The organism is Chitinophaga sp. 05T412 (assembly GCF_056396465.1).
The window spans coordinates 331,770-345,233 of the sequence record NZ_JBFTLN010000007.1; the positions used below are offsets into that span (position 1 = coordinate 331,770).

Sequence of the window (13,464 nt, forward strand, 5' to 3'; positions counted from 1 at the left end):
TTCCGTTTTTTATTGTTGTCAATGATTTACCAGATACTGATGACCCGCTCCTGTATTTTATAATGCGCCTGTGTGATACCACATACAATCCGCATCACATCGTCCATTTTACTGCTGGTCATGATGTTCATAGAGAAACGTACCTTCCGGATATCGGCTCGTTTGGTTTCCAGGTGATAGCCGAAATTGTGTTCCAGTATGGCTGCGAGTTCGTCGAATGAAACGCCGTCGAGCTGAATGCTTCCTGCTCTCCAGGTATTCGCAGCGTCGGCATCTTTTGTTTCCGTAGCAAAAGTATGATCCGGTTTGTGGTAGGTCAGTTGTTGATCAGGCAGCAAAGTGGCCAGGGTATTGGTTCCCATCACCACTCCTACTTTCCCGGTGGCTACGTTGATACGGATGTTGTTCAGTTCGGGATATGCTTTGATGTTGAAAGAAGTGCCCAATACAATAGTGCTGATGGTATCCGTATGCACTACAAATGGTTGTTCCGGATGTGCTGTCACGTTAAAGAAGGCCTCCCCTTTTAGGTATACATCGCGGCGCCCACCTTTGAATCCGGACGGATAACTCAATGTACTACCGGCGTTCAGCCATACTTCGCTGCCATCGGCCAATATCACTTTGAGCATTTTACCAGCGGGAGAAACGCTGCTGAGTAAAGGAGCTTCGACTGGTGTAACCGTTGCCCGATGTTGAAAGAAATACGCAGTACCTCCGGCGAGTCCCAGCAGTACCAACACAGCAGCCGCGATACGGTAAAACACCATATTCCTTCGTTTTGGCGCTGGCGCTGGCAAATCGGGCATATCTGCCGTTATCTGGCTATAGATGCGGTTTCGCAGCCGGGTGCGTATCAGCTCCTGCTCTGCAGCATCTTTGAATGCGGATTGGTTGTGGTGATCGAAGGAGGCATACCACGCTTCCAGCTGGGCTGTTTCTTCGGGCGTACAATTTCCCTGCGCTTCTTTCTGTAGTAAATCAAGTAGTTCGCGTTTGTTCACCTATGCTCTTTTATAAACATACTCGAACAACGTTAACGGATGTACCGGTCGATTTTCAGGCTTAACATTAAGGTAACATAGCTCAGTGGCGGGAGAACAGTGCTGCCGCCACTCCCATGATGATATAGGTGCTGGCATCGTTGGCCAGGTTGTATTGGTAGAGTACTCTGCGTATTCTTTTAATCGCGCCGCTGATCTGGTTTCTGACCGTTTGATGAGAGATGGCCAGTTCATGGGCTATTTCTTCGTTGGAAAGCATTTTCTTTCTGCTCATCAGGAAAACCGTTTGCATCCGTTCAGGCATGCTGCTGATTTCCTTCTCCAGTAAAACTTCCAGCTCCTTACGCATCAGGTGTGCGTCGGTATGTGCGATATAGCGGGGGGCGGTGAAAACCGCATTTCTCTCAAAAGCTTCTTTCAATAAATTCTTCCGGTAAAAATCAATGATTCGTCCTTTCAGCGCCTTGTGCAGATAGGCACGGATAGACCCTTCCTGCGTAATCACCAGCGGATTTTTGAGTAGCGACAGGAATACTTCCTGCAGGATATCTTCGGCATCGGGCGCAGATACACGCCGGCAGGCAGCTTCGTACAGCTCTTTCCAGTACAGTTCATAAATTTCATCAAAATGGGGGCGGCATTGTTCGCCTGTTCTGCTATCTGATCCGCGCATGCTACTTACTGTTAGGTGTGATAATGCGTCAGCAAAGCTCTGGTATGAAAGATAAAGTAGTAGCTGTTTACAATAATTTAATGTGGGGAGATGAAGCAGGAGCAGCTGTTTTAAATTATCAAGTAGTCATTTGTTATTGTCTTTTCATTAACCGTGGGGCTTTTTTTATGCACTATTCAAAAAAATGTAAAGTAAACTTGTCTTTTTAAAATGTTTGCTTATCTTTATGATAATTAAACCTAACATTATGTTGACCAAATCAAAAAGCTTTACACGGCTATTTACGTTTCAAAAATATGTAGGTATCCTTTGCATTCTCATCGCCCTACCTGTTTTTTTCTTTGATACGCATAACAACATGCTGTTGTTATTGGGCCTCTTTATATTGTTTACTGCACCCGGAAAATATGAAGATGAGAGATCCGTGAGTTTGAAAACTTCTTCCCTTTATTTTTCTTTTATATTATCTTATGTGTTCAAGATGCTGACAGTAAATTTATCGTTGCCCTTCGCCCTAACAGACGTTAATCATTTTATGATATTGGTTTTTTCACTGTCGCTGACCATTTACTATATCCGGTTTTATTCTTTCAGATAATCAACGCAACATGACGAATTCAATAAAGGTGGAGCGTGCAAAGAAAAACCTTACGCAAGCAGAGCTGGCAGCACAAGTAAATGTATCCCGGCAAACGATTAACTCGATTGAGATCGGTAAATTTATTCCGTCAACTTTGCTGGCGCTGAAGATTGCGCTTTTTTTTGATAGTACCGTGGACGAGATATTTAAGTTGGAGGAGAAGGATTTGTAAGAAATTTAGTGCCCGGGTTCCTGCGCTTTCCGTGGCAACCAATACAACATCAACGCTACTACCATCAAACAACCAATTCCTGCCATAAGTCCGTAACGCAATGCACTGGCATATATCATCAGATGCTGCTTAGATTCCAACACCGCAAAAAATATCCCGCCAATAATACTAATACCCAATCCGGAAGCGGTTTGTTGGAAAGTGGAGAAAATACCAGACGCTGCACCTGCATCTTCCACGGGCACATTATCCAGCACGATATTTAACAAGAATGGCAGCACCAACCCATTACCCAGCCCATATATTGCAATAAACAACACCGATAACCACGGGCCAGGACTACAAAATATCTGCAACAGAAAAGCTACCAGGATGATCAATAAACCAGTCTGCAGCACGCGCTTGCCATACCTCACCAGCAACCGCGAAGCCACCACAGATGACAACATGAATAGTAACGCATGTGGAATAAAACAAGCGCCACAGACCAATGCAGAGATACCCAATCCATTTTGCAGGAACACCGCCATCATCAGCAGGTACGCCGTATGCAACATAAAGTGAAACAGCACCGCCAGCAGGCCGATGTTAAAAGCCGGCTGCCTGAATAACCGGAGATTAATCAGCGGCATCGCATTTTTCTTTTGAGTATATATGAAAAAACGTAGCAACACCAACGACAACACCATTAGTCCAAAACTCCACCAGGGCCAGTGTTGCTCGCGTCCCTCGGTAATGGAATAAATCAGACACCCTAACGACGCCGTCAGTACTACCGCTCCCGGATAATCAAATTGTACTTGTGTTACCTTCTCCGTTTCCTGCAGGTAACGCCGAATGGCCCACATAGCCGCCGCTCCCACAGGGAGGTTGATAAAAAATATCAGTCGCCACCCTTCTATCACGAAATGTGTTTCAGCCAGGTAACCTCCCAGCATTTGCCCAATGATAGCGGCAATGCTCAGCGTGATTCCATACCAGCCAATAGCTTTCGCCCTTTCTGCTGCCACCGGAAACAACACTTGTATCAACGAAATAGACTGCGTTACCATGAACGCAGAACTTACGCCCTGGAGAAAACGCGCAATATTCAACTGCGCAGGCGTTTGACATAACCCACACAAACAGGACGTCAGCGTAAACCAACACATGCCCCAGAAGAATACTTTCTTTTTGCCCAGATAATCTCCTGCCCTGCCGCCAATAATTAAGAAACAGGCACTCCCCAGCAGATAGGAAGCTATCACCAGCTGTACTTCGCCATCGGTAGCATGTAAACTGCTTTTAATAGTAGGAATAGCAATATTGATAATAAAGATGTCTATCACGTATAACAGTGGCGCAGTAAGGATAATCAACAGTGCAAACCACTTATTGATAGCAGTTGGAGTAGTGCTCATATAATCGGTGTATTTTATTTACCGATACAAAAGTAGGCGCACCATATCCGGCTGGCAACCGGAAAAACGACAAGTATTTTTTTTGATGAGGATATTTAAGTGAGATTATGTTGAACTATGGCGCGCTGCGTGCGCCATAGTTTTCAATTGTCTGATGGCGCCTTTATGCCCACCATTTTTTGCCTTTTCGAAATAATATATCGCCCAGCGATTTGATTGTTTAACACCGTCTCCGTGTTGATAGCACAACCCCAAATTATAAAAGGACTTCAGATCATTTTTCCGTGCTGCCAGCTTATACCAATAAGCCGCCTTTTTATAATCTTCTTTCACCCCTCTACCATAAAAATAACAAACACCTAAATCTCTTTGTGCTTCAGTATCTCCCCGTTTTGCCGCATAAGCAAAGCACTCCGCTGCCTTTTTATAGTTTTGCGATACCACTTCCCCCTCCCTGTGAAAGAAACCAATATTATATATCGACTCCACATGCCCCTGATCTGCGGCTTTCAAATACCAATCGAAAGCGAGCGAAGTGTTTTTTTCAACGCCTCGTGCAAAATCATAACAAGTGCCCACATAAAACTGTGCACGCTTATGTCCATTGATGGCGGCAGCGTACCAAAGCGCATATATTTTCTGCCAGTTCTTTCTTTTTGAGGGTGATTGAAAAGCAAGATGATAACCCAGGAGGAATTGCCTGTGCTGTTCTTTCTTACTGAGGGTATTTAACATCGTATATTCGTTGAAGTTATTTGATTCAATGGCCATTCATCTCAATGAATTTACTCATCCGCTTCTGCATTTTCAATGCCATACTCACCATATTCGTTCTTGATAAATGTTTCGTTTGTAGAGAATAAATAAAAGTCGTCTTTTACCAGCAATACTTTCTCAAACTGAAAATCTTTATAGCTCCTTAATTTTCCGTCGTACATTATTTTCTCCGGTACGTCCATCAGGTGCGCCTTATAGATTTCATCTTTATGCTTATTTTCTATGACAAGCATATCCAGCCGGTAATATTTTCCGTTTGTATTTTTTCCATCTGAACTAAATGTGGCTTCAAATCCAAACGAGGTCTCAATTTGAATAGTTCTGTCGCTAAGATCCCATTCGTAAGAGCAATGGTTGTATTCATGACTGATATAAAACGAATATTTTGGTGCGCCATATTTTTTCCGAAACTCCTCCAGAAAATGTGCGCGCAACCGCGCGGAGTCAAATCTTGCTTCCGCATAAAACGCAACAGGCTTCCTGCTTTTGTCGGTCAGCGTGTTGAGCGTGTTGAAGTATACATTCCCAAACTTCGCGATACTATCTATTCCCGGACTCTTATAAAGGTATCCAAAATCTTTCTGGGGGAGCCTGAACTTCATGACGTCCGTTATGGTATTGCTTATTTCATACCTAAAAGCCGAGTCGGTTAATTTTCCATCACGGGCACTATCATACTCTGCAAACTCACCCATCACATGTTTTGAATACAAGTTTGGCACATCTTCATTGAAAGATATCTTTTCAATATCAAAACCGTAATTCTTCTCCAGCACTTTCGGCAGTGGCGCCTGTGGCACTTTGGGTTTACAGGCAAAAAAAACGGGCAACACAAACAATAATAAATTTCTCTTCTTCATCTGCTACATTTAAAATATTAGACTACAATCAAGCGATTCCCCGCCAAGATAGCGATTCCGTTGAAATAATCTGACATGATAAGTTTTCTACTACCTCCAATAATCCGCCGGGAACAGATAGCTTCTACAACAAACAGCCCCGTCTGAGAACAGACAGGGCTTCACCCTTTATCGAATGTATTACGCTATTAACACTCCACTATTTCAGGAATAACTTACGTACCGCGCTGTTACCTACATCCAATACATAAATACTTCCATCTTTCGCTATCGCAAGCCCTCCGATACTGAAAGAGAATTTCGCTTTATCAAAGGCGCCATCCTCATAACCCCGGGCAGCTTTCATCATCGTAGTTACTTCTCCGCTGGCCATGGTGTATTTACGGATGCTGTTGTTCCATTTATCCCAAATGAGCAAATTCCCTTCCTGGTCTAACAGCATACCTGGCAGTCCGGCGCCGAATAGTGCTGATGAACGGGGACCATCCTGGTAACCATCGGATGACTGACCAATATACTCCTGCACATAAGGTCCGGTTGGAGGCACCAGGGAGACAAAGGAATTATAGGTATCATTCAGGAAATAGATATTGCCTGTCAGGTCCATTACAGGGCGGCAAACATCTGCAACGGTAGCGCCAAACACCTTTTCAGTAGCGCCATTGGCATGTACTTTCAGGATGCCGGAATACATCTGTGTGATGTATACTTCGCCTGCCTTGTTCAGGAATATCTGCCCGAAATAAGGCAGTCCTGCTTTAAAGGTAGACACCGTGCCGTCTGGTGTAATTTTCCGGATATTATTGGGAGTATTACTTTCCGCTACGTACATATTATCATTGGCATCGATCACAATGCCCGAGATGCCACCGAAGGTTGCTTCCGCCAGGGGGCCATTTTTGCTACCAAATTCATTCAGCTTACCTGTCCAGATAGCAGCATTACCATCCGGCGTGATTTTACGGATGGTACCATCTGAGCGGCTGGAGACATATACATTGCCTTTGGAATCTGCTGCAATACTGTTGTATGAAAGATCAATAAAGCTGCCTGAGTTCGGACCTCCGAATAATGTTTGCACACCGGCACGGAAAAACTCGTTCGGCGCCTTCGCTTCCAGTGCAGCGCGTTTTACAATCAGCTGACCCGAAGTAAGATTGGCAGGCGTTATTACCACGAGGGACGTTTCTGTAGCACTTTCTATGGTAGCAGGTACGCCATTAAAAGTGACCATATTCTCCGTAGCCACCGTACTGAAACCAGCGCCGGTAATGGTTACTTTCGTACCTGCGAGACCGGTAGTTGGGCTCACCTCCGTAATACCCAGGTTCTGGTCTTTAAACTGCGGCCCTTCTACTTTCTGATCGTTCACGGCTACATTCACTTTACCGTCGCCGGTGCCACCGGGAAGTATCAGGGTGAGTTTTGTAGGTGTAGCAGTTTTCACCGGTACGGCTGTACCATTGATCGTTACTATATTTTCATCGGCAACGGTGCTGAAGTTCAAACCAGAGATCGTCATATCAAGCCCTTTAGGACCACTCAACGGCGTCACCGACACAATAGCTGGCGGCGGCACCAACGTAAATGCAGGCCCTATTGTTTTCTGACCGTTCACCATTACTGCTACCGGGCCGGTGGCTACACCTGCAGGAGCTTCTACCAGCAACCTGGTGGCGGAAGCTTCCAGCACTTTTGCCGGCTTACCGTTGAAGTCAACCACGTTATTGGTTAACACGCCTTCAAAGCCTTCTCCGGATACTACTACCCTGGTACCTGCTCCGCCAGTCAGTGGCTTTATGCCAGTAACCGACTGAAAGCGAAAGTTAGCGCCGGAAGATGTCTTCCCATTCACTACCACTGTTACAGGACCTGTACCGGCTTTCTCCGGCACTTCTGCTACAATCAGGGTATCGCTCACACTCACTACATTGGCGTTTACGCCGTTGATGGTGACTGCTGCAGGGGAATTAGCATTACCAAACCCTTCTCCACTGATTCTTATTTGCATACCGGCAGCGCCATTCATCGGGAAAAAGTTGTGAACGCTCAGGTGCTGGTAAGTATAGTTACCGATGCTAACGGTTTTATCAGCTGTCACAAAAGTCAACTTCACTGTTTCCACGCTTTCAGGCGCTCGTACTACCAGAGAAGTGTCATTGGCGTTCAGCACTTCGGCGGCTTTATCGCCAAACATCACCTTCCCGTTMACTGACAAGCCAGTACCCTGAATGGTGACCAGCGTGCCCGCATTACCACTGTTAGGATGATAACTGTTAACTGCCAGCGGTATAACAATTTGTGAGTCTTTCTTCTTACAGCCTTCTATCAAACCAATAGATACTATCAGCACAAGACTAAATAAATACGTGATGATCTTTTTCATCTGTCAGGATGTTATAGCTATTTTATTAAAAAGTATATCGTACACCCAGCTGCATCTGGTAACGGGAGCCGAAGTAATCGATAGAATAAGGTTTACCCGGATCTGCAAAGTTGTAAACAGGATATCCTTCTTTACCCTGCGCCGGTGGATATAACGTAGGCGTTAATCCCACAGAAGCGGTACTGTTGAAGGTATTTGGAGAGAAGTACTGACGTCCCCAGTTGCCATTCAGCATATTGGTGAAGTTGATGATGTCCATGCTGATAGTGATATAATGCGTTTTCAGAGAAGGGAAATGGAATTCCTGCGCCAGGTGCAGATCACCCTGGATATTCCATGGTGTACGACCCATATTTCTTTCTGTAAATAATCCCCGTCTGCTACGCAGGTAAGCATTACCATCTACATACGCATTGAACGCTGCGGCCTGTTGTTCAGCCGTATGGCCTTCTACATCACGGAAAAACTTAATCGCTTCCGCTGTGGTGGGGATGTAAGCCAGGCTCACCTGCTGTGGCAGCCCCTGCACGCTGTTGTTCACCACACCATAAGTAAACGGGCTACCAGATTGCGCGGTACCAAACAGTCCCAGGCTGGTGACCAGCACTTTATTCCACTGCTTCCGGTAGTTAACGTTCATGACTATACGATGTCTGATATCGAAGTTGGAATATGCCAATCCTGCGTTGTTAGGGCTCAGCGCCTGGTTCAGCTGCCAGTTGGATTCCATCGAGTTACGGATACCGTTGAACAGGTCTTTACTTTTTCCGTAAGTATAACTACCCGTTACATATAGTCCGGAGGGGAAGGTTTTAGTAATGGTACCGGTTACATTGTAACGGAAACCTTTGGTGGTATTACTCAGCAGGTAAGCATTGGAAAACGCGGGGTTGATAGTACCTGAATAGATAGGCTGCTCCCGGTTTTTATCGTACGCATAATATTTAGGATTATCGGTAATATTTACCTGTTGGAAGAAGACATCCTTCAGCACCTTTGTCACAATACCCTCTACCGAGAACTTCCATTGATTTGCCGTAGTATAATCTACCGCGAGGCTGGCGCGCAGCACCTGTGGCATGGAGAAGTTATTATCTACCAGGTCTACCTGTGTTTTGCCTGCATTGGGATTATTGATGATGGTGCCATTGTCTTTGATGAAACCGGCAATACCGTCAGGTCCCGGTTTGATCGCATCTGATCCCGGTGCAAAAGGCTTCTGATCGGCACGCTGATCAAAAGAGCCATACCCGATACCGTTGTTGTAATAAGCGTAAGCCAGCCATGCAAAAGGAATACGGCCAGTGAATAAACCGGCGCCACCACGCAGAATCAGGCTTTGATTGCCCAACCAGTCGTAACGGAAACCCAATCGCGGCGAAATCTTCACCTTATCAAAAAACTGATTACGGACACGGCTCAACGGAGTATAGGCATAAGTAGTTCCGAAGTAGGGATCTGCCGGAGCATCAGTTACTTTCTCACTTAATGCAGGTTTTTCTGGTAACCAGGTATAGTCTGCACGTAAGCCAGGCATCAGCTTCAGCTTGTCGCTCACCTGTATTTCATCCTGTGCATACACGCTATGCAGACTGATATTAAACCTGGCGCCCGGATTAGCCTGGATGTAATCGCGGCTGTTATTGACGTAGTTGTAGCTACCGCGCACACGATAAGGATTATTGTTAAGATAATCTTCAATACTCAGGTAGTCTACTCTCCCATTCCAGCTGTTCACAAAGCCATAGTCGATATGATACAGCTCATTATGCGTACCAAACAGGAAGGTGTGTTTACCTTTTGTGAGGGTCACGTTATCGCTGATCTCTACCGTACGTTGCTTCATGTTGAAGATCGATGCTTCACGATCTGTACCGAGATAGATGGTGGTACCGGGTGTACGGCCCATGATCTGTACCTGCGGCAGTGAAGGATCACTCAGCGGATCACGGTAATCATGCACCGCGCTGTAACCTGCTACGAAGCTGTTACTTAACGTATTATTGAAGCGACTTTTCAGCTCCAATACGGTGCTGCTCTGATTGTTGGTTTGTTTATACGCCATGCTGCTGAAGCGGAAATCCTGCTGGTCGCGGTCCATGTTCACAGCGCTGGAAGTGATGGTATTATTACGTACCGATAACTGATGGCGGTCGTTGATGTTCCAATCCAGGCGGTTAAAGAATTTGGTGGACCTGGAGTTGGCGTTATAACTGCCGGCTGTTCCCGGATCGAAGATTTTGCCATAGCGGCTGATCGTTTCGTTACGGATGGCGTCTGCATCAGCAGCGCTGAAGATGTGGCTCGTTTCATCTTTACCGGCCATCAGTTGTGTGGGTTCGGTACGGCGGGTAATTTCTTCGTTGGTAAAGAAAAACAGTTTGTTTTTGATGATAGGGAAACCGAGGCGCACACCGGCCTGATAATCTTCAAAGTCGCTGTTCATTTTACCTAAGGTGCCTACCTTATCTTTCCCTGTGATGGCGGCGTTGCGGCCATAGGCATATACGGAACCGGTGAGGGTGTTGGTACCGCTGCGGGTGACGGCGTTGACACTACCACCGGTGAAATTACCAATCTTCACATCGTAAGGTGCCAGGTATACCTGCATGTCTTCGATCGCATCCAGGGAAACGGGGTTGGTGCGGGTGCTGCTACCCGGCTGACCGCTGGTACCGCTTTGTCCTCCGCTGGAGGGGCTGAAGCCGATCGCATCATTGTTGATGGCGCCATCGATGGTCACGTTATTGTAGCGGAAGTTGGTACCACCAAAGCTGTTATCTTTTGACCCCTGTGGCACCATACGGGTAATATCCTGTATGCTGCGGTTCACGGTAGGCATGTTATTGAGCTGTTGCTTGCTGATGTTTTGTCCTGCGCCGAAGTTGTTGGCACGCGGACCGGCCTTGGTGCCTTTCACCACTACCTCTCCCAGCTTAGTGCTTTGATCGGACAGTGTGATGTTCAGCAACTGCGGTTCACCGAGCTTCACGGTAATATTGTCGATTGCCTGCGGTTCCATGCCCATCATGGTAGCGGTAACCTTATAAGGGCCACCGATGCGCATACCATTGATGCGGTAGCGACCACCGTTGTCGGTGATGATGGGATACTTTGTTCCGGACGGGCCATGAACGGCAATAATCGTGACGCCGGGCAAGGGCTCTCCTTTGGCGCTTTGTACCTTACCGGTAAGGCCTCCGCCTGTTTCCTGCGCCAGTACTGCGAAAGGCAGCATCAGCAACAGCAAAAAGAAGCGTATATGTTTCAATGTAAAAACTTGCATGTCTGATTGCTTGATTAATGATGATTATTGCGTGATGCGTAAGGCGTTGTCTACAATATGCAACACGCCGTTGCCTGCATTCACATCCTGTTTGAGCAGATTTACATCTGCCTTGTTGCCGGGGCCTCTCAGCTGGATACCGGTGAAGGCGCCGGGTTGCTGCGGATTCGGGATGAGCTTTACCAGCACGCTGTTGTTATCCAGCATTCCCTGTGTGGTAGTATTTTTTCCGGCAACGGTTGTCAGGATGTAATCATTTACAAAGCGACGATCTGCTACAATGTGATATTTTGCAAAGGCGACCATCTCTGCTACAGGCGCGGCATTGATGGCTTCTACCGTAGCATATCCATTGCTGATCATAGCGGCATTATTGGGTGCGTACACCGTCACCGGTGATTTCCCATTCAGCAGTGACACCAGGCCTGCACGCTGTATCGCTTGCCAGAACAAGGTTAAGGAGGTCTCCGCTGCAATGGCATCTCCTATAGTTTCATACAAATAAGGTTGCAACATGCGGTCAATTACCTGTACCTGCCCGTTGGAAGCCGGAATGGAGGCCGCCAGCAGCCGGCTGCCGTTGATGGTCAGCACGGTATCATTGTCTTTAATCCAGCGCGTTACAAACAGCTTTCCTCCGCGGGAAGTGATCTCCTGGTTAAAGAGGAAAGGCATTTTATTCAGGTCGTAATTTCCTTCTACCGTATGATAAGCGCCAATAGCACTCATAAATGCCACAGAAGTACTTAACACGGCTACTGGTGTAGTATAGCCGGCTTTCGCAAAAGCCGCATCAGATGGGGCAAATACCGTGAACGGACCAGAAGTATTCAGGTCATCACGCAGGCTGGAACGACTCACCACCGTATTCATGATAGAGAGGTTGAAGTTATCGGCCAATACCTGTGCAATCCGGTTATTATCTTTTGCGGGTGTAGTGTCTTTATCTTTCGAGCAGCTGGCTGCTGTTAATAAGAGAATACCACAAGCTACTTTTATATTGATATTAAACTTTCTCATTAGAGCTTCACTTTATCGCTAAGAATCAGGTTATCTACTACATGTAATGGCCCTTGCAGAGTAGGGATATCAGCTTCCACTATATTAGCGGCAGGATGGCTGCTACCTTTTACCTTTACTGTAATTTGTGCGCCATTGGTGCCAAAGTCCAGGGTCATATAGTAGATAGGTACCGCATTACTTCCACTGGTCACCAGGGCAAAATTTCCCAGCAGGGCGTTATTCAGCTCGTTGGACCAGAATACGGCAGGGACACCGCTACCGCCACCATTAGAATTCCGCGGCGCGTACATCCGGCCCCACATGGAAAATGCCAGCAGCGAATCGGTTACAAACAGTCCATTGCGCATCTCTCCCAAATCTTCATCGAGGTAAGGCATAGAACGCTCATTTAATTGCATCAGGTCTTCTGCAGAATTGAAACCTAATTTTTTAAACGCTTCATTGGTCGGGATAAAGAAAGCATCGCTTGAAATAAGGTTACCCCGCTGGGTAGTCAGACCGGCGTACTGATTCCTTTCAAACACGCCCCAGCTCACCTCCTCCCACTTACTGTCCATGGCCTGAAAAATGCCTGACAATATAGAAAAGCGCGGGTCTGTATTGATAACATCTATCACAGTTTGTTTCGGACGTACCAATGGTTGATTGATTGGATAAATCACGCCATTCCGGGCATACACCGGTGTTATCTTACCACTCTTTTTTCCATTGATCAGCAATGATCCATCCGTTGCTACGCCGAGATACAATTTGTAAGCATAAGCTTCCGGGAAAGGCACGGAGGAGCCCAAACGTGTGATGGGTTCTTTGATGGTCCCGTCTCTCAACAAAGAATTGTGGCGCACATTTCCCTGCTGCGCCATTAAAATAGCGGAATCAACATATTCAGACATTACGTGAAAAAGCATCAGCGAATCCAGGTCTACTACTTTTGCCGTAGCGATCTTGTCTGCGGAGAAGCCTGCTGCCGTCATGGCTGCGTCGTCCGGAGCCAGGATGGTAAAACGAACGCCGGCGCCCATGGCTTTCAGGAGAGAATCTATATGACTTCTCTGCCAGGCGGCATAGAATAAATGCTGCGATGACTTTCCTAAAAGGGCGTTGAAATCGCTGGTAGCGCTATCTACAAATGGTACAGGCGTTCCCACCGGCGGGCGTTGAAACTCTGTTTTCCTGCAGGCCGTCATCAACCCCACCACAGCGAGTGTACAAAATATGATACGTTTCATATCAATAGCTTTTT

General features: G+C 46.5%; 12 protein-coding genes. 3 read left to right on the top strand and 9 right to left on the bottom strand.

Going from position 1 to position 13,464, the window contains the following annotated elements:
* Nucleotides 1-26: 26 nt before the first annotated feature.
* Both AC1DFM_RS17810 and AC1DFM_RS17815 read right to left on the bottom strand, forming a co-directional pair.
* Nucleotides 27-1,004, bottom strand: coding sequence for a FecR domain-containing protein (locus AC1DFM_RS17810; protein ID WP_477078090.1), 978 nt, complete (start codon nucleotides 1,002-1,004; stop codon nucleotides 27-29).
* A gap of 82 nt (nucleotides 1,005-1,086) precedes the next feature.
* Nucleotides 1,087-1,677, bottom strand: coding sequence for a sigma-70 family RNA polymerase sigma factor (locus AC1DFM_RS17815; protein ID WP_477078091.1), 591 nt, complete (start codon nucleotides 1,675-1,677; stop codon nucleotides 1,087-1,089).
* 44 nt (nucleotides 1,678-1,721) lie between these two features.
* On the opposite strand from AC1DFM_RS17815, the gene AC1DFM_RS17820 reads away from it, so the two are divergent.
* The 3 genes from AC1DFM_RS17820 to AC1DFM_RS17830 are packed head-to-tail and all read left to right on the top strand — an operon-like array spanning nucleotide 1,722 to nucleotide 2,489.
* Complete coding sequence (locus tag AC1DFM_RS17820) at nucleotides 1,722-1,886, top strand: hypothetical protein (protein ID WP_477078092.1); 165 nt, start codon at nucleotides 1,722-1,724, stop codon at nucleotides 1,884-1,886.
* A 38-nt stretch (nucleotides 1,887-1,924) separates the two neighbouring features.
* Entirely contained in the window at nucleotides 1,925-2,275 is a 351-nt protein-coding gene (locus tag AC1DFM_RS17825; protein ID WP_477078093.1) for a hypothetical protein, read from the top strand.
* A 10-nt stretch (nucleotides 2,276-2,285) separates the two neighbouring features.
* Complete coding sequence (locus tag AC1DFM_RS17830; RefSeq protein ID WP_477078094.1) at nucleotides 2,286-2,489, top strand: helix-turn-helix transcriptional regulator; 204 nt, start codon at nucleotides 2,286-2,288, stop codon at nucleotides 2,487-2,489.
* A 5-nt stretch (nucleotides 2,490-2,494) separates the two neighbouring features.
* Here AC1DFM_RS17830 and AC1DFM_RS17835 read toward each other — a convergent pair whose 3' ends face one another.
* The 7 genes from AC1DFM_RS17835 to AC1DFM_RS17865 all read right to left on the bottom strand — a co-directional run bounded on the left by AC1DFM_RS17835 (nucleotide 2,495) and on the right by AC1DFM_RS17865 (nucleotide 13,450).
* Nucleotides 2,495-3,889, bottom strand: a complete 1,395-nt coding sequence (locus tag AC1DFM_RS17835; RefSeq protein ID WP_477078095.1) for an MFS transporter — start codon at nucleotides 3,887-3,889, stop codon at nucleotides 2,495-2,497.
* Between the two features lie 105 nt (nucleotides 3,890-3,994).
* Nucleotides 3,995-4,660, bottom strand: a complete 666-nt coding sequence (locus AC1DFM_RS17840) for a tetratricopeptide repeat protein (protein WP_477078096.1) — start codon at nucleotides 4,658-4,660, stop codon at nucleotides 3,995-3,997.
* A gap of 14 nt (nucleotides 4,661-4,674) precedes the next feature.
* Nucleotides 4,675-5,526 (bottom strand): hypothetical protein, encoded by an 852-nt coding sequence (locus AC1DFM_RS17845; protein ID WP_477078097.1) that lies wholly within the window; start codon nucleotides 5,524-5,526, stop codon nucleotides 4,675-4,677.
* Nucleotides 5,527-5,725: 199 nt separating this feature from the next.
* Nucleotides 5,726-7,912: an IPT/TIG domain-containing protein gene (locus AC1DFM_RS17850; protein WP_477078098.1), complete on the bottom strand. Its 2,187-nt coding sequence runs from the start codon at nucleotides 7,910-7,912 to the stop codon at nucleotides 5,726-5,728.
* Nucleotides 7,913-7,937: 25 nt separating this feature from the next.
* Nucleotides 7,938-11,198, bottom strand: a complete 3,261-nt coding sequence (locus AC1DFM_RS17855; protein ID WP_477078099.1) for a TonB-dependent receptor — start codon at nucleotides 11,196-11,198, stop codon at nucleotides 7,938-7,940.
* A gap of 24 nt (nucleotides 11,199-11,222) precedes the next feature.
* Nucleotides 11,223-12,218 (bottom strand): fasciclin domain-containing protein, encoded by a 996-nt coding sequence (locus AC1DFM_RS17860; RefSeq protein WP_477078100.1) that lies wholly within the window; start codon nucleotides 12,216-12,218, stop codon nucleotides 11,223-11,225.
* Nucleotides 12,218-13,450, bottom strand: a complete 1,233-nt coding sequence (locus tag AC1DFM_RS17865; RefSeq protein ID WP_477078101.1) for a fasciclin domain-containing protein — start codon at nucleotides 13,448-13,450, stop codon at nucleotides 12,218-12,220. Before AC1DFM_RS17865 ends, AC1DFM_RS17860 begins: the two co-directional genes overlap by 1 nt.
* Between the last annotated feature and the right edge of the window lie 14 nt (nucleotides 13,451-13,464).